This window comes from Streptomyces sp. L500 (genome assembly GCF_054551825.1).
Genome location: NZ_JBTOLC010000005.1, coordinates 43,284 through 60,510, shown reverse-complemented (window position 1 = coordinate 60,510; position 17,227 = coordinate 43,284). Strand labels below are relative to the sequence as shown.

13 protein-coding genes and 1 pseudogene are annotated in these 17,227 nt (G+C 73.1%); 12 read left to right on the top strand and 2 right to left on the bottom strand.

Going from position 1 to position 17,227, the window contains the following annotated elements; all coding sequences use genetic code 11:
* The first annotated feature begins 135 nt into the window (after positions 1–135).
* From ACX9I7_RS07845 to ACX9I7_RS07815, 7 genes are all read left to right on the top strand, one after another.
* Positions 136–1,395: a sensor histidine kinase gene (locus ACX9I7_RS07845; protein ID WP_459386897.1), complete on the top strand. Its 1,260-nt coding sequence runs from the start codon at positions 136–138 to the stop codon at positions 1,393–1,395.
* 34 nt (positions 1,396–1,429) lie between these two features.
* Entirely contained in the window at positions 1,430–1,903 is a 474-nt protein-coding gene (locus ACX9I7_RS07840; protein WP_387574413.1) for a cupin domain-containing protein, read from the top strand.
* Positions 1,894–2,541 (top strand): response regulator transcription factor, encoded by a 648-nt coding sequence (locus ACX9I7_RS07835; protein WP_387574415.1) that lies wholly within the window; start codon positions 1,894–1,896, stop codon positions 2,539–2,541. The genes ACX9I7_RS07840 and ACX9I7_RS07835 overlap by 10 nt, the downstream gene beginning before the upstream one ends.
* 4 nt (positions 2,542–2,545) lie before the next feature.
* The gene (locus tag ACX9I7_RS07830) at positions 2,546–3,166 is read left to right on the top strand and encodes a rhomboid-like protein (protein ID WP_387574417.1); all 621 of its coding nucleotides are present in this window, start codon (positions 2,546–2,548) and stop codon (positions 3,164–3,166) included.
* A 51-nt stretch (positions 3,167–3,217) separates the two neighbouring features.
* Positions 3,218–4,024, top strand: coding sequence for a tyrosine-protein phosphatase (locus ACX9I7_RS07825; protein ID WP_387574419.1), 807 nt, complete (start codon positions 3,218–3,220; stop codon positions 4,022–4,024).
* Between the two features lie 93 nt (positions 4,025–4,117).
* The gene (locus tag ACX9I7_RS07820) at positions 4,118–6,061 is read left to right on the top strand and encodes a hypothetical protein (protein ID WP_459386896.1); all 1,944 of its coding nucleotides are present in this window, start codon (positions 4,118–4,120) and stop codon (positions 6,059–6,061) included.
* A gap of 55 nt (positions 6,062–6,116) precedes the next feature.
* On the top strand, positions 6,117–6,815 hold the full coding sequence (locus ACX9I7_RS07815) for a TetR/AcrR family transcriptional regulator (protein ID WP_387574425.1): 699 nt from the start codon (positions 6,117–6,119) through the stop codon (positions 6,813–6,815).
* On the opposite strand, the pseudogene pulA reads toward ACX9I7_RS07815, so the two are convergent.
* Both pulA and ACX9I7_RS07805 read right to left on the bottom strand, forming a co-directional pair.
* Positions 6,802–9,084, bottom strand: a pseudogene (pulA, locus tag ACX9I7_RS07810) (pullulanase-type alpha-1,6-glucosidase); the annotation flags it as partial. The gene ACX9I7_RS07815 and the pseudogene pulA sit on opposite strands and share 14 nt — an antisense overlap.
* Before the next feature lie 456 nt (positions 9,085–9,540).
* Entirely contained in the window at positions 9,541–10,926 is a 1,386-nt protein-coding gene (locus ACX9I7_RS07805; protein ID WP_459386895.1) for an alpha-amylase, read from the bottom strand.
* Between the two features lie 359 nt (positions 10,927–11,285).
* Between ACX9I7_RS07805 and ACX9I7_RS07800 the strand changes: the two genes are divergently transcribed.
* The 5 genes from ACX9I7_RS07800 to ACX9I7_RS07780 all read left to right on the top strand — a co-directional run bounded on the left by ACX9I7_RS07800 (position 11,286) and on the right by ACX9I7_RS07780 (position 17,221).
* Entirely contained in the window at positions 11,286–12,587 is a 1,302-nt protein-coding gene (locus ACX9I7_RS07800; protein WP_459386894.1) for an extracellular solute-binding protein, read from the top strand.
* A gap of 7 nt (positions 12,588–12,594) precedes the next feature.
* On the top strand, positions 12,595–13,539 hold the full coding sequence (locus ACX9I7_RS07795) for a carbohydrate ABC transporter permease (protein ID WP_189451835.1): 945 nt from the start codon (positions 12,595–12,597) through the stop codon (positions 13,537–13,539).
* A complete protein-coding gene (locus ACX9I7_RS07790; protein WP_358626200.1) occupies positions 13,536–14,384 on the top strand; it encodes a sugar ABC transporter permease in 849 nt (282 codons plus the stop codon). Before ACX9I7_RS07795 ends, ACX9I7_RS07790 begins: the two co-directional genes overlap by 4 nt.
* 109 nt (positions 14,385–14,493) lie before the next feature.
* Complete coding sequence (locus tag ACX9I7_RS07785; protein WP_459386893.1) at positions 14,494–16,170, top strand: glycoside hydrolase family 13 protein; 1,677 nt, start codon at positions 14,494–14,496, stop codon at positions 16,168–16,170.
* A 25-nt stretch (positions 16,171–16,195) separates the two neighbouring features.
* Positions 16,196–17,221, top strand: a complete 1,026-nt coding sequence (locus ACX9I7_RS07780) for a LacI family DNA-binding transcriptional regulator (RefSeq protein WP_459386892.1) — start codon at positions 16,196–16,198, stop codon at positions 17,219–17,221.
* The last annotated feature ends 6 nt before the right edge of the window (positions 17,222–17,227 follow it).

Genomic DNA, 17,227 nt, shown 5'->3' with positions numbered 1-17,227 from the left:
CTCCCCGGGGGTGGTGCCAGGTACACCCCCGGCCGTCGCCCAGCCCCCGTGACCGGGCGCGGCCGGACCCCGCAGACTTGTTCCCGCGGGCCGGATCCACGGCCCGCGGGAACGACCCGTGGGGGAGAAGGAACGATGAAGGTCCGGGAAGGGCTGCTGGCCGGGGCGCGCGGATTCTGGCTGGCGGTGTCCGGGGCGGTGACGGCGACCGTGCTGTTCGCGTTCACGATGGTGTCGGTCGTCGTGATCGTGCTGGGCGTGGGGCTGTTCACGACCCCGCTCATGCTGAAGGCCGTCCGGGCCCACGCCAACCAGCGCCGGGCCCAGGCCCTGGACTGGTCCGGGGTGCGCATCCCGGTGCCCTACGGGCCGCCGCCCGCGGTCAAGGGCGGGATCGTCGGCCGGGTCGAGCTGTGCCTGGCCCTGCTCAAGGACCGCACCACCTGGCGGGACGCGCAGTGGCTGCTGGTCGAGATGACGGGCGGCGTCCTCACGGCGATGCTCCCGGCCGTCCTGCTGGTGTACGCGCTCTGGGGGCCGGTGCTGGCGCTCGGCGTGTGGAAGCCGATCGTGAACGCCGGGGGCAACGAGTGGTTCGCGTTCATCCACATCACCGGCCAGACGTCGGCGAACATGGCGGCCGCCCTCGGTCTCGCCTTCGGCGTCCTCGGGCTCTTCGTCAACCCGCGCCTGCTGCGCTTCCACTTCGGGCTGGCCTCGGCCTTCCTGCGGCCCACCCGGGAGACCGAGCTGGCCCGGCGCGTCGACCGGCTCACCGAGACCCGGTACGAGGCCGTGGACAGCTCCGCCGCCGAACTGCGCCGCATCGAGCGCGACCTCCACGACGGGGCGCAGGCCCGGCTCGTCGCCATGGGCATGAGCCTGGGCACCGTCGAGGCGCTGATCGAGCGGGACCCCGCCGAGGCCAAGCGGCTGCTGGCGGCCGCGCGCGCCGGCACGGCGGAGACCCTCACCGAGCTGCGCGACCTCGTCCGGGGCATCCACCCGCCCGTGCTGGCCGAGCGGGGGCTCGCGGACGCCGTGCGCGCCCTGGCGCTGCGGCTGCCGCTCGCCGTCGAGGTGGACGTGGAGCTGACGGGCCGGGCCGCCGAACCGGTCGAGTCCGCCGCGTACTTCGCGATCAGCGAGGCCCTCACCAACGCGGCCAAGCACTCCGCCGCCGACCGGATCTGGCTGGACGTCCGGCACGCGGAGGGCACCCTGCGGATCGCGGTGACCGACAACGGCCGTGGTGGCGCCGACCCGGCGGGCGGCACGGGGCTGCGCGGCATCGAGCGCCGCCTGGGCGCCTTCGACGGGGTGCTGGCCGTCAGCAGCCCGCGCGGCGGCCCGACGATGGTCACGATGGAGATCCCGTGCGCGCTCACCCGGTGACCCGTTGGGCGGGGCCCGGTGGGAGAGTGGCCCCATGACGGAAGCCTCCGAAAGCCTCGCCGAACGCTCCGAGCTCGTCGCGCTCCTCGGCCTGGAACCCCACGTCGAGGGCGGCTGGTTCCGCGAGACCTGGCGGGCCCCCGGCACGACCGTGCCCGAGGGCTACCCGGGCCCGCGCGCCCACGCCACCGGCATCTACTTCCTGCTCCACCCGGGTGAACGTTCCCGCTGGCACCGGGTCCGTTCCGACGAGCTGTGGCTCTGGCACCGGGGCGGCCCGCTGCGGCTGCGCCTGGGCGGCGACGGCCCGGAGCCCGACGAGGCGGGTGCCGAGGAGCTCGTCCTCGGCGCCGCCGTCGAGCGGGGCGAGTTGCCGCAGGGGCTGGTCCCCGGCGGGGTGTGGCAGGCGGCCGAGCCGGCGGGCACCGAGCCGGTCCTGGTGACCTGCGTGGTCTCCCCCGGTTTCGACTACGCGGACTTCGCGCTCGCGGAGGACCCGTGCGCGTAGTGCTCGCCGAGGACCTGTTCCTGCTGCGGGACGGTCTGGTCCGGCTGCTGGAGGCGTACGGCTTCGAGATAGCGGCGGCGGTGGCCAGCGGCCCGGAGCTGACCCGGGCGCTGGCCGAGGAGCGGCCGGACGTGGCGGTGGTGGACGTGCGGCTGCCGCCGTCCTTCACCGACGAGGGCCTCCAGTGCGCCCTGGCCGCCCGCCGGGCCACCCCGGGGCTGCCGGTGCTGGTGCTGTCGCAGCACGTGGAGCAGCTCTACGCACGGGAGTTGCTCGCGGACGGCAGCGGTGGCGTCGGCTATCTGCTGAAGGACCGGGTCTTCGACGCGGAGCAGTTCGTCGACGCCGTACGGCGGGTGGCGGCGGGTGGCACGGCGATGGATCCGCAGGTCATCTCCCAGTTGCTGACGCGGCGTGAGAAGGACCGGCCGATGGCGGGGCTCACGCCGCGCGAGCGCGAGGTGATGGAGCTGATGGCGCAGGGCCGATCCAACACGGCGATCGCCGAGCGGCTGACGGTGACCGAGCGGGCGATCGCCAAGCACACGTCCAACATCTTCGGGAAGCTCGCGCTTCCGGTGTCCGACGACGACAACCGCCGGGTGCTGGCGGTGCTGGCCTATCTCGACCGGGGGTGAGGGAGTGTCCCGGATCCCGCGTGGGCTGCCCTGGCTGGCCCCCGCCTATGTCGGGGGCGTGCAGTTGGGCGCGTACGCCGTGCGGAGCCTGCTCACGCCGGAGGCACGGGAGCGCCTGCTGCGCCGGTGCTCCACCAACGTCGACAACCTCGACGCGGGCCGCTGGGACACCCTGGCCGGCAGCGCCTTCCTGGTCGAGGCCCCCATGGAGCTGCCGTACGCGCTGCTCCTGCTGGCGGTGCTGGGGTACACGGAGTACGCGTACGGAGCGTGGTGGGCGGCGGGCGCGTTCGCCTACGGGCACGCGGGCGCCTCGCTCCTCGTCTACGCGGGGCTGCGCGCCCTGCGCGCCGGTCCCCGGACGCGGTCCGCGACGGACGTGGGCGTCAGCTACGGCCTCAACGCCGTGGCGGGCGCCCTGGCCGCCGCCCTGCCGCGCGGCCCGGCCCGGACGGCCGCGTGCGCGGCGCTGCTCACGCTCGGTGTCCGCCCCTGCCTTCGGGGGCGGGGCCGGACGACCTTCACGGACGTGGGTCACCTGCTGGCGCTGACGCTGGGTCTGGGGCTGGGCCCGGCGCTGGGCGGGGGGCGCCGTCGCGGACTCGGCCGGCGTTCCTCACAATAAGAGGGCAGAAAATGCGATAAGCCGCAAAACGCGGATGAGGGAGACCGGCCCATGCCCCAGCAGTTCGATGCCTCGACGATCACGAACCTCCGCGACCTCGGCGGCATCGCCCTCGTCGGCAACTCCGCCGTCCGCCCCGGGCTGCTGCTCCGCTCCGGAGGGCTCGACCGCCTCGACGTGGTGGCCGACCCCGCCGTCGCCGCCCTCGGCATCCACACGGTCGTGGACCTGCGCAGCGAGAACGAGCGCCGCGAGCGCCCCGACCGGCTGCCCGAGGGCGCCCGTCTGATCGTCGCGGACGTCTTCGCCGGGCCGGGCGCCACCCACCCGGGCGGCGGCGAGCAGGTGCCCGGCAAGCTGGAGGACGTCCTGGGCAGCCCGGCCGCCGCCGAGGAGCACCTGGGCGGCGGCAAGGCCGAGAAGGTGATGAGCGACGTCTACCGCTCCTTCGTCTCCTCCGAGTCCGCCTGCCAGGCCTTCCGGCTGCTGCTGACCACGCTCGCGGAGCCGGACTGCGGGCCGCTGCTCTTCCACTGCACGGCGGGCAAGGACCGCACGGGCTGGGCGGCGACGCTGATACTGCTGCTGCTCGGGGCGGACGAGGCGGCGGCCGAGCGGGAGTACCTGGCGGTCGAGCCGGCCGTCCGGGCGGCGTTCAAGCCGGTCAGCGACCGTTTCACGGCCGCCGGCGGCGACCCGGCCATCGTCGACGCCATCCTCGGCGTCCGGCCCGGCTACCTGGCGGTGGCGCTGGAGGAGATGCACCGGACGTACGGCGGGATCACGGGGTACGTGCGCGACGGGCTCGGCATCCCCGACGCGGCGGTGGACCGGATCCGGGCCCGCTGCGTCGCGTAACGCGCCCGGCCGCCCCGAGGGGCCCGCTCGGATGAGCCGCCCAGTCGGGTGACGGGTGAAGTGACCATCGCATCATTCACTCGTTCTACCTACGTGCAGCAGCAAGCAACGGCCTCCCGGCCCCCCGCCCCGCCCACCGTCGACGTCGAGCAGGCCGAGGCCGCGCTCATCGAGCACTATCCGCGGCTGGTAAGGCTCGCCTACCTGGTGCTGCCGCCGTCGCTGGGCCGGAACCGGCGCGTGCTGACCGCCCACGCCCTCGTCCAGCGGGCCCTGCCCCGGGGCAGGGCGGGCGCGCGGGACGAGGAGACCGTCCTGCCGGGCCCCCGGGGCACCCGCAGGTCGCCGGAGGACCCGGGGTACGCCTACGTCCGCCAGCGAGTGCTGGACTCCGCGCTGGCCGCCGCCCGCCCGCGCGGCCGGTTCCGGCTGCCGCGCCCCGGGCAGCTGCCGCCGCTGCTGCCGCAGGTGTGGGGGCTGCGGCTCTTCCCGCGCTCGGGCGGCGCCGACGAGCTCGTGCTCGACCAGGCGCTCGCCGCGCTCTCCGCGCCCGGCCGCGCCGCCTACGTGCTGCGCGCGCTGGAGCTCCCCGACGAGGACGACGTGGTGCGGATGCTGGCCGCCGCCGGGGTGATGGAGCCGGGCGCGGCGCTGGCCGAGGCCGACGGGGTGCGGATCCCGCCCGGCAGCCGGGACGCCTCGCTGCTGGAGTCGGTGGAGTTCGACCCCTGCTCCCTCCAGGCCCGGCCCACCGACCTGATGCGCCGCCGCCAGCACACCAGGGCCGCCCTGGCCGCCGCCGCGGCCGTCGTGGTCTGCGGGACGCTCATCGCCCTGCCCGACGGCGGCTGGGGCCCCGACGGCGCGGCCGCGCCCCCGTACGCGCAGAACACGGCCGCCGCCCAGGCCCTCGACCCGGCCCGGCTGGTCACCGCCGCCCCCACCGCGTGGAAGAGCGCCGACCGGCCCGGCTTCGCCTCCTGGCCCGCGCGCGGCGGCCGCACCGGCGACAAGGAACTGCTGCGCCGGGCGCTGGCCGTCTGGGCCCGGCCGGGCCCCTCCGTGCGGCTCACCGCGACGCCCGGCACCGCCACCGGGCCCGCCGCCGGCCCCCCGCAACTGCTGTACGCCGGCGAGGTCGACGCGGCGACGGTCGTCCTCCTCTACGACGGGCTGCGCGTCGTGCGCTACGCCGAGTCCAAGGACGGCGGCACCGGCGCGGCCGCCCTGGACTTCGCCCGCGCCGACGCGGCCGACACGGCCGGCGCCGCCGCGCTCGTCGTCGGCCGCACCGACGGCAACGTCCGCTATCTGACCGCCCCCTGGATCGCCGACGCCGCCGTACGGGACCTGCTCGCCCCCGGCGCCGCCGACGAGCCGCTGCGCCGCGGCGCCGACGGCGTCACCGACTCCGTGCCCAGCCCCGCCGGCGCGGGCGACTGCCACGCCTGGACGGCCCTCCGCCTCGGCGAGCACCTGGTCACCGACCTCGGCGAGCTGCTCCCCGCCCGGCTCACCGCGGGCTCCCCCGCCGCCCCGCACGACGCGACCGGCGCCAAGGACCGCGCGGCCTGGGCCCACACGGCCTGCCGGCTGACGACCGTGCGGGGGCAGGGCGTGCGCTCGGTGAACTCCTGGCAGTTCGCCACCCAGACGCTCCCCGGCGCGGCCGGGAGCGCGGAATGGTTCTGCACCCGGGCCGAGACCTGGCGCGGCGCGGGCAGCCGCGTACTGGCCCAGTTCCTGGCCCCCGGCGGCCGGGCGGGCACGCCCGCCCCGGTCGTCGGCCGCGCCGAGTCCACGCTCGCCTGCGGGGCCCGCGAACCGCACGTCCTGGCGGGCGTCCTGTGGAAGTCCCCGGGCGGCACCTGGTACGCGCTGGCGGCGGGCGGCGGCGACGTCGCCTCCGTCACGGCCGCCGGCGGGGCGCACGGCAGCGACCGGGGCCCCCTCCTCGTCGTGCCCACCCACCAGGGCGCCCAGGTCGAGCTGACGGCCCGTCTGGAGGACGGCGGCAAGCTGGAGCAGCTGCGCTGAGCCGTCCGGCCCGGGCCGAACGGCCCCCGGTGGGGGGCGGTTTAGGATGACCGCCATGACGACCGGGGTACGCCGCAGGATGGGTGTCGAGCAGCGCCGCGAGCAACTGATCGCGGTCGCCCTCGACCTGTTCGGGCACCGCCCGCCCGACACCGTCTCCGTCGACGACATCGCCACCGCGGCCGGGATCTCCCGGCCGCTCGTCTATCACTACTTCCCCTGCAAGCAGAGCCTCTACGAGGCCGCGCTGCGCCACGCCGCCGACGAGCTGACCGCACGGCTCGCCGAGCCGTGCGAGGGCCCGTCCGGCGGCCGGCTGGCGCGGGTGATGCGCCGCTTCTTCGACTTCGTGGAGACCTACGGTCCGGCCTTCGCCGCCCTGCTGCGCGGCGGCCCGGCGATGGCGGGCACCGGCCCGTCCTGCGCGATGATCGACGGGGTGCGGCAGGCCGCGTACGGCCACCTGCTGACCCATCTGGGCGTACGGGAGCCGTCCGCCCGGCTGGAGCTGCTGCTGCGGTCCTGGATCTCGCTGGCGGAGAGCACCGCGCTGCTGTGGCTGGACGGCCGCCGCGTCCCGCGCGCGGAGCTGGAGCGGCAGCTGGTGCACGCCTTCGCGGCGCTCACCGCGGTGAGCGCCGCGTACGACGAGGAGACGGCGGCGGTGCTGGTCCGGGTCCTCGGGGACGAGCCGGTGGACGAGCCGCTGCGGGCCCTGTTCGCCCCCGCGCCGGTGGCGGTCAGCTCCGGCTGAAGACCGCGACCGTCCGGCCGGGCACGGTGAAGGTGCCCGTTCCGGTGGCGTAGGACGCGGACTTCACGACGGGGTCCGAGCCGTGCGCCTGCACCGGGTGGAGGCGGTAACCGGTGCCCGCGAGGGCCGGGACCGTCTGGGCGCGCTCCTGCGGGGTGGCGTTGAGGACGACCACCAGGTCGCCGAGGCGCATGGTGATGACGCCCGGCGTCTCGTCCCTGCCGGAGAGCGGGAAGGACAGCGCGGCCTGCACGGCCTCGGCGGTCGGCTGGCTGAAGTCCTTCTCGGTGGTGCGGACGCGCAGCAGGTCGCGGTAGGCGGCCGAGGCCGCGGTGATGGGACCGCAGCCGGGCCGCAGGGCGGGGTCGGCCAGCAGCGGGCGGGCGTACGGCCACTTGGCGGCGTTGTCGGCGGCGGGCGGCAGGCCCCGGCCGAAGCCGTTGCCCTCGGCGCAGTTCCAGTGGATCGCGTTGAACCAGTCGCCGCTGTCGTAGGAGTTGCGGTCCAGGGACTTGGAGCGCAGCAGGTCCGTACCGGCCTGGGAGAGGGCCGGGCCCTGGGAGAGGGTGGCGGCGGCCAGGGCGACGACCTGGGCCCTGGCCCGGTCGTCGGGGGTGGTGACCTGCGGCAGTTTGTAGGCGAGGGCGTCGTAGAGGGTCTCGTTGTCGTGGGCGTCGGCGTAGGACAGGGCGTCACCGGGCGCGGCGGCGTATCCGGCGGGCTGACCGTTGTAGTCGACGTCGGCGCCGCGCACGGACCGGCCGGTGGTGTCGGTGAAGCGGTACGCTGCGAGGTTGCCGGTCAGGCCGACCTTGATCAGGTCCTGGGCGTGCAGCAGCCGGGCCCGCTGCCGCTCGGGCGATCCGTTGGCGGGCGAGGTGTTGGGGTCGGTGAAGAGCCCGGAGGCGAAGCCCTGGACGCGGGGGTCGTCGTCGAAGGGGCCGCCGCCGCGGATCGCGTCGCGGGAGCGGTCGGAGAAGGTGGCGATGCCGGTGCCGGCCATGTTCTTCTGCGTGGCCTGGACGAAGCGGGCGTCGTTGGCGACCTCGCCGAAGTTCCAGCCCTCCCCGTAGAGGATCACGGACTTGCCGTCGACGCCGTCCTTGGCGGGCGTGAGGGCGTCGAGGGCCGCGCGCACGGCGAGGATGTTGGCCTTGGGGTGGTGCCCCATCAGGTCGAAGCGGAAGCCGTCGACCTTGTACTCCTTCGCCCAGGTGACGACCGAGTCGACGACGAGCTTGCCCATCATGGCGTGCTCGGGCGCGGTGTTGGCGCAGCACGTGGAGGTGGCGACGGAGCCGTCGTCGAGGAGCCGGTGGTAGTAGCCGGGCACGATCCGGTCGAGGACGGACCGCTCGTCCTGGCCGGAGGCGGCGGTGTGGTTGTAGACGACGTCCATGACCGTGCGCAGCCCGGCGCCCGCCAGCCCCTGCACCATCCGCCGGAACTCGGCCGTGCGCCGGGGCCCGTCGGGGTCGGAGGCGTAGGAGCCCTCGGGGACGGTGTAGTGCAGCGGGTCGTAGCCCCAGTTGTAGGCGTCGCGGGCGGCGGTGCGGGCGACGCATTTCTGCTGTTCTTCGGAGTCGGCGGGGAAGGCGGCCAGGTCGCAGGGCGGGGTGGCCTGGTCGGCGCGGCGTTCGGGGACGGTCGCGAAGTCGAAGACGGGCAGGAGGTGGACGTAGGAGGTCCCGGCGTCGGCGAGGGACTTGAGGTGGCGCATGCCGGGCGAGGCGGGATCGGTGAAGGCGAGGTAGTCGCCGCGCGGGGAGAAGTCCCGGACGTGGAGCTCCTGGATGCGGGCGTCCCGGAAGGGGACGGGTGCGGGCTTGCGCAGGCGCGCCCAGCCGGGCGGGGCGAGGGCGGGAGCCGACAGGTCGGTGACCAGGCTGCGGGACGAGTCGGCGGTGAGGGCGGTGGAGTACGGGTCGGTGACGTGGTTGACGACGGTCTCGCGGCTGGTCGGGGCGTAGACGGTGACGGCGTAGCGGTAGGGCTTGCCGGCCCAGGAGCGGGGCCCGGTGGCGCTCCAGACGCCGCTGGCGGCGTCGCGGCGCATGGGGAGCGTACGGCCGTCGAGCTCGAGCGCCACGGTCTTCGCCGTGGGCGCCCAGACGGAGAGGGTGGGCCGGCCGTCCCGGAAGACGGGGCCCAGGTGGGCCTTGGTGGCGGCGGGGGCGTAGAGGTCGTCCAGGACGCCGGGGATCTGGACGCCGGTGCGGACGCCGTCGTCCGTTTCGGCGGTGAGGGGGCCGCGGAGCGCGGAGCGCACCTGTTCCGGGGTCGCCTCGACGTGGAAGGCGTCGTAGGCGGCGTAGGCGGCGCTGAGCCCGCCGGGCCGGGGGGTGAGTGTGAACGTTCCGCGTTCGTGGACGAGGCGGTGGGGGCGGGTGGGGTCACCGAGGTTCTTGGGCCAGGCGACGGTTTGTTTGTCGAGCCACTGGACTTTCGCGTCGGGGACGCGGGGTGGTTCAGCATGGGCGGGGCTCGGCCCCAGGAGGGGTATCAGGGCCGTTAAGGCGACGGCCAGGCGTCTCATCGAACGGGCTCCTTCGGTTCGGGTACGGGAGTTGTTGTGCCCCTGACCCGCCCTTTCACCGTTTCTTCCAGGGGGCTCCGCCCCCGGACCCCCGGCCCTCGAAGGCCGGGCGGGCCGAGTTCAGCCCGGCGGGGGGTTCCAGGGGGGCGGCAGCCCCCTGGGAAACGGTGAAAGGGCGGGGCTGGGGAGCTAGCCGCACGTCCGCGCGCCCACATGCAGCGCCAGCGCCGTGTTCGGTGCGACCGTCGCCGTGAAGCGGCCGTCCGCGCCCACCGTGACGCGACGGCCGCTCTGGACGTCGCAGTAGTCCCCACCCGGCAGCGACGTCTGGAAAGTCCGGCTCAGCGCGAACCCCTCGTGGTTGACCACCACGTACCCCTTGTCGCCTCGCCCGAAGGCGATCGCCTGGTAGCCGTTGTCCCACCACCCCGTCACCGGCGTGCCCCGCACCGCGTTGCGGAACGCCACCATGCTCCGGATCTCCGGCCATGCGTGCTGGCACTTCCAGCCGTCCTGCCAGCACGCTCCCACCGCGCCCTCGCGAGGCGGCCCCGCGTCGCGGTCGGTGAACTCGTAGCCGGAGTGGACGTCCGGCGAGCCGTACGGCCAGGCGAGCATAAAGACATTCGCCAGCGTGTAGTTCGCGCCGTCCTTGTAGGAGAGGGTGTCGCCGTTGCGCTCGGTGTCGTGGTTGTCGACGAAGACCGACGCCTTGTCGCTCGACAGATAGGCCCAGCCCTCGCCGTAGTTCTTCAGATAGGCCAGCCGTTCGCGCTGGAAGACGCGCTTGAGGTCGCGGGCGTAGCGGAACTCCTGGACGTCACCGGTGCGGGTGTACTCCTCGGGCCGGACGGCCTCGCCGGCACCGTAGATCGTCTCCTGCTTCCAGTAGACGTCCGGCCGGCTCAGTTTCGCCTTGATCGCGGCGAGGTCGTCGGCGGCGATGTGCTTGGCGGCATCGACGCGGAAGCCGTCGGCGCCGAGGGAGAGCAGGTCGTCGAGGTAGCCGGCGATGGCGGTGCGGACGTGGTCGTTGCCGGTGTCGAGGTCGGCGAGACCGACCAGTTCACAGTTCTGGACGTCCATGCGGCTGGTGTAATCGCTGATGGGCTTGCGACAGGTGTGGAAGTCGGTGTCGCCGTAGAGACCGGGGTAGCCGTACTTGGTATACGACGTGCCGCCCGTGCCCACGCCGGCGCCCGCCGCCATGTGGTTGACGACGGCGTCGACGACGACCTTCGCGCCCGCCGCGTGGCAGGCGCGCGTCATCTCCGCGAAGGCGGCCCGGTCGCCGAGCCGGCCGGCGATCCGGTAGCCGACGGGCTGGTAGGAGGTCCACCACTGGGGTCCCTGGATGTGTTCCTGGGGCGGGGAGACCTGGACGTATCCGTAGCCGGCGGGGCCGAGGGTGTTCGCGCACTCGCGGGCCACGGACTTGAGGTCCCATTCGAAGAGGACGGCGGTGACGTCCTTCCCGCCGGGGGCGCTCGCCGCCGCCGGTGGGGCGCCGACGGCCGTTCCCGCCAGCAGGGCGGCGGCCGCGACAGTAAGGATTCTCCGGGCGATTCCGGGCATTCCTCCGGGCATGTTTCCGGGCGTGCGAGTGGGGGGCACGGCGTCTCCTGGCGTGGGGGTGGGGGCGGCGGTGCGGCGTACGACGACCCCGCGAGGCAACCCGCCTTGCCCGTAAGGCCCATGAAGGGTCATGAAGGTTCTTGCAGCAAAGGTGCCCGCACGACCGCAACCCCTTGCCGGTCGAGACCGTACGAGCCCCGGCCGCACCGGTCAACCCTCTGGACACGGGATGGTTACAACCGCGAAATCTTGGGATTCCCTTCTTGCAAGGTCTTTCGCAAGAGATTGCAGCCTGTTAGCTTCCTCCTCAGCTCGGGCCGCCCTCCCCTCAGGCGGCCTCCTGGAAGAGGAGCATCCATATGCGAAGAGGCATATCGGTCGCCGCCGTTGTCGGTGCGCTGGCCCTGACCATGACCGCGTGCGGCGGTGGCGGCGACAACGGCGGTGACGGCTCCAAGGCGGCGAACGACCCGGGCGCCGTGAGCGGCACCATCACCTGGTGGGACACCTCCGACGCGACCAACGAGGCGCCGGCCTTCAAGAAGCTCGTCAAGGACTTCGAGGCCAAGTACCCGAAGATCAAGGTCGATTACGTCAACGTCCCCTTCGACCAGGCGCAGCAGAAGTTCAAGACGGCGGCCTCCACCGGCAAGGGCGCCCCGGACGTGCTCCGCTCCGACGTGGGCTGGACCCCGGGCTTCGCCCAGCTCGGCTACCTCAAGGACCTCACCGGCACCCCCGCTCTGGACAACACCGGCGACTTCCTCGAAGGCCCGCTGAAGAACGCGGCGTACCAGGGCAAGACCTATGGCGTCCCCCAGGTCACCGACACCCTCGGGCTCCTCTACAACAAGGAGCTCTTCCAGAAGGCCGGCGTGGAGAAGGCCCCGGCGAACTGGCAGGAGGTGAAGGAGGCGGCCGCGAAGGTCAAGGAGAAGACGGGCGCCGAGGGCATCGGCCTCAGCCCCGACAGCTACTACTCGCTGCCCTTCCTCTACGGCGAGAACAGCGACATGGTCGACGCCGCCAAGAAGAAGATCACCATCGCGAACGCCGCGTCCCTCAAGGGCATCGAGACCGCCGTCGACCTGGTGAAGTCCGGCGCCGCGCCGAAGCCCGCCGGTACCGACGGCTACAACGTCCTCAAGACGGACTTCAAGAACGGCAAGCTGTCGATGCTGATCGACGGTCCTTGGGCGACCAAGGAGATCTTCGGCGGCGACGCCTACAAGTCCCGGGACAACCTGGGCATCGCGCCGATCCCGGCCGGTTCCACCGGTACGGCGGGCGCCCCGGTCGGCGGCCACAACCTCGTCGTCTACGCCGGGTCCAAGAACTTCGACGCCTCCTATCTCTTCACCCGGTTCATGACCGAGGCCGCCCAGCAGGAGAGCGTCTCCACCGCCGTCGGCGTGCTGCCGACCCGCAAGTCGGCCTACACCCAGGCCGTGCTGGCCGACCCGGTGCGCAAGTCCTACTACGAGGCGCTGAGCAAGGCCCACCCGCGCCCGCCGATCCCGCAGGGCGGCGACCTCTTCACCGAGTGGCTCCAGCACTACACCAAGATCCTGACGCTGAAGGAGGAGCCCAAGGCGGGCCTGACGGCCACGGCCAAGGCCTGGCAGTCCGCGCTCCTCAAGGACTACGGGGTCGAGGAGTAGGACCCCCATGGCTGCCACAGTCGTCACCCGGGTCAAGCGCTCCTTCGGCACGCACTGGTACGCGTGGGCGATGGTGCTGCCCGTCGTCATCGTCCTGGCGGTCCTCGTCGGGTATCCGCTGGGGCGGGGCATCTACCTGTCCTTCACCGACGCCAACGAGGCCAACATCGGCCGGACGATCGGCGTCAACCACATCCCGTCGAGCTACCAGTTCGTCGGCCTCGACAACTACTGGAAGGTGCTCTCCGGCCAGGAGGGCCACTTCTACTCGCGGCTGGGCTGGACGGTCGTGTGGACGGCGTCCTGTGTGGTGCTCCACTACACGATCGGCCTGGGGCTGGCGCTGCTGCTCAACCGGCAGATGCGGTTCCGGACGCTGTACCGGGTGCTGCTGGTGCTGCCGTGGGCGGTGCCGGCGTTCGTCGCCACGTTCTCCTGGCGGCTGATGTTCAACGAGAAATACGGCGTCCTCAACTCCTTCATGACCACGTTGGGCCTGGACCCGGTGGACTGGCTCGGCGACAGCTTCCTGCAGAAGGTGTCGGCGGTCGCCGTCAACGTCTGGCTGGGCGTGCCGTTCATGATGGTGGCCATCCTGGGCGGGCTGCAGTCGATCCCCGCCGAGCTCCACGAGGCGGCCGAGATGGACGGCGCCTCGCCGTGGCAGCGGTTCCGGCACGTGACGCTGCCGGGGCTGCGGGAGGTGAGCGGGACGGTGATCCTGCTCGGCGTCATCTGGACGTTCAACATGTTCCAGGTGATCTACCTGCTGATCGGCGCGGGGGCCAGCTCGGACAGCGAGATCCTGGTGACGTACTCCTACCGGCTCGCCTTCCAGGGCATCCGCGACTACGCGGGCTCGGCGACCTACGGGATCCTCATCCTCTCCCTCCTCCTGGTCTTCGCCGTCTTCTACCGCCGGACGCTCGCCCGACAGGAGGCCTCGCGATGACGAGCACCACCCCCCGCCCCCGCGGCGAGCGCTCCCGGGCGGCCTCGGCCGGGCTACACACCGCGCTGATCGTCGCCTCGGCCGTGGCGCTGTTCCCCGTCCTGTTCGTCGTCTTCGTCTCGCTGCGCGGCCGCGACGGCTGGCAGGAGCCCACCCGCTTCGTGGGCTTCAGCCTGGACAACTACACCCATGTGCTGGGCGAGACGAAGTTCCTGACGTGGTTCGGCAACTCCGTGGTCGTCGCCCTCGGGGCGACCGTCCTGGGCGTGCTCGTCGCGGCGAGCGCGGGGTACGCGGTCTCGCGGATGCGCTTCCCCGGCCACCGGCCGCTGATGTGGACGTTCCTCGTCGTGCAGATGTTCCCGATGGCGGTGCTGATCGTCCCGCTCTACAACCTCCTCGGGCAGCTGGAGCTCCTCGACTCCTACACCGGCCTGATCGTCACCTACTGCTCGATCTCGGTGCCGTTCTGCGCGTGGATGCTCAAGGGCTACTTCGACACGATCCCCGCCGAGATCGACGAGGCGGGCCGGGTGGACGGGCTGACGCCCTTCGGCACGTTCTGGCGGCTGATCGTGCCGCTGGCCCGGCCGGGGCTGGCCGTCACCGCGTTCTACTCCTTCATCACGGCCTGGGGCGAGGTCGCCTTCGCCTCCCAGTTCATGAGCAGCGAGGAGCACTACACGCTCGCCGTGGGCCTGCAGACCTTCGTGGGCCAGCAGAAGGCCGAGTGGGGGCTGATGACGGCGGCGGCCGTGCTCATCACCGTCCCCGCCGGCGTGGTCTTCTTCCTCGCCCAGCGGCACCTGGTCGCCGGGCTCACCTCGGGCGGCACCAAGGGCTGACCCTTCGGTCCGCCGACCCGACGACCCGACGACCCGACAGCCCGCCGGGTCGGCCCGCGCGACGACGCACCCCGAACCGACAGCGACCCTACGAACCGATAGGACGTACATGACCCAGGACCTCGCGCCCTCCGTCCGCCCGGACGCCCACGCCCACGCCGCCACCGACGCCGCGCCGGCGGCGGAAGGCTGGTGGCGCAGCGCCGTCATCTACCAGGTGTACGTGCGTTCGTTCGCCGACAGCGACGGCGACGGCATCGGCGACCTGCGCGGGATCCGCGAGCGGCTGCCGTACCTGGCGGGGCTGGGCGTGGACGCACTGTGGCTGACGCCGTTCTACGCCTCGCCGCAGGCGGACGGGGGCTACGACGTCGCGGACTACCGGGCCGTGGACCCGCTGTTCGGGCAGCTGTCGGACGCGGACGACCTGGTGCGGGAGGCGCACCGGCTGGGCCTGCGGGTGATCGTCGACATCGTGCCCAACCACACGTCGGACCGGCACGCCTGGTTCGAGGAGGCGCTCGCGGACCGTCCGGGGGGGACGGCCCGCGAGCGCTACCACTTCCGGCCGGGCCGGGGCGCGGCCGGGGAACTCCCGCCGAACGACTGGGAGTCCGTCTTCGGCGGCCCGGCCTGGACCCGGACGACCGGTCCGGACGGCACCCCGGGCGAGTGGTACCTCCACCTGTTCGCGTCCGAGCAGCCGGACCTCAACTGGGAGAACCCGGAGGTGCGCGAGGAGTTCGCGTCCGTGCTGCGGTTCTGGCTGGACCTGGGCGTGGACGGCTTCCGCATCGACGTGGCGCACGGCATGGTCAAGGCGCCGGGGCTGCCGGACATCGGCCGCACCGAGCAGGCCAAGCTGATCGGCGCGCAGGTGCTGCCGTTCTTCGACCAGGACGGGGTGCACGAGATCCACCGCGACTGGCGGCGGCTGCTGGACTCCTACCCGGGCGAGCGGATCGGCGTGGCGGAGGCGTGGGCGCCGACATCGGAGCGGCTCGCGCTGTACGTCCGGCCGGACGAGCTCCACCAGGCGTTCAACTTCCAGTTCCTCACCTGCGACTGGGACGCCGGTCAGATGCGGACGGTGATCGACGCGTCGCTGGAGGCGACGCGTTCGGTGGGGGCGCCCACCACCTGGGTGCTGTCCAACCACGACGTGGTGCGGCACCCCACGCGCTACGGCTCCGGCGACACCGGCCTGGGGCTGCGGCGGGCGCGGGCGGCGGCGCTGCTGATGCTGTCGCTGCCGGGCTCGGCCTACGTCTACCAGGGTGAGGAACTGGGGCTGCCGGAGGTCGTGGAGCTGCCCGACGAGGTGCGCCAGGACCCGGCGTTCTTCCGGGGCGACGGCCAGGACGGGCTGCGCGACGGCTGCCGGGTGCCGCTGCCGTGGTCGGGCGAGGAGGCCCCGTACGGCTTCGGGCCCGGCGGCAGCTGGCTGCCGCAGCCCGCCGCGTGGGCGGAGCTGTCGGTGGAGGCGCAGTCGGGGGACCCCCGCTCGACGCTGGAGCTCTACCGCTCGGCGCTGGCCGTCCGACGGGAGCTGCCGGGGCTGGGCGACGGGGAGATGACCTGGCTGGACGCCCCCGAGGGGGTGCTGATGTTCTCCCGGCCGGGCTTCGTGTGCACGCTCAACACGCTCGGCGACGAGGTGACGCTGCCGGTGCCGGGCCGCCCGGTACTGGCGAGCACCGCCCTGGCCATCTCCATCCCGGAAGGCCGCTGCACGGGCGGTACGGTGCGGATCCCCTCGGATTCATGCGTGTGGTGGGCAGTCTGACATGCGACCGGTACAGTCACCTCCTGTGACCGCCCGGCTCTCCGACATCGCAGCCCAGGCGGGTGTCAGCGAAGCAACCGTCAGCCGCGTCCTCAACGGAAAGCCGGGGGTCGCCGCCTCCACCCGCGAGGGAGTGCTGGCCGCGCTCGACGTGCTCGGCTACGAACGGCCGGTACGGCTGCGGCAGCGCAGCGCGGGCCTGGTGGGACTGATCACCCCGGAGCTGGACAACCCCATCTTTCCGGCGTTCGCGCAGGTCATAGGGCAGGCGTTGACCCGCCAGGGCTATACGCCGGTGCTGGCGACCCAGACGCCGGGCGGCTCCACGGAGGACGAGCTCACGGAGATGCTCGTCGACCGGGGCGTCGCCGGGATCATCTATGTCTCCGGGCTCCACGCGGACACCTCGGCGGACATGCAGCGCTACGCCCGGCTGCGGGCCCAGGGCGTGCCGTTCGTGCTGATCAACGGCTTCTCGGCGGAGGTCCGGGCGCCCTTCGTCTCCCCCGACGACCGGGCCGCCGTACAGCTGGCCGTCACCCATTTGGCCGCACTGGGCCACCGCCGGATAGGACTGGCCCTCGGGCCCCGCAGGTACGTTCCCGTGCAGCGGAAGATCAAGGGCTTCCTGGACAGCATGCGGGAGCGGCTCTCGATGGGCCGGGAAGAGGCCGAGGAGCTGATCCAGCATTCGCTGTTCACTCTTGAGGGTGGTCAGGCGGCGGCCGCCGCGTTGATCGACCGGGGGTGCACGGCGGTGGTGTGCGCCAGCGACATGATGGCGCTGGGGGTGGTCCGGGCGGCGCGGCAGCACGGTCTCGAAGTCCCGCGCGACATCTCGGTGGTGGGCTTCGACGACTCGCCGCTCATCGCGTTCACCGATCCGCCGCTGACCACGATCCGGCAGCCGGTCCAGTCGATGGGTCAGGCCGCGGTGCGCGCGTTGCTGGAGGAGGTCGGCGGGACGCCCGCGCCGTACGGCGAGTTCGTCTTCCTGCCCGAACTGGTCGTCAGGGGCTCCACGGCCTCGGCGCCGGGAGCGCGTACGTAACCCTCG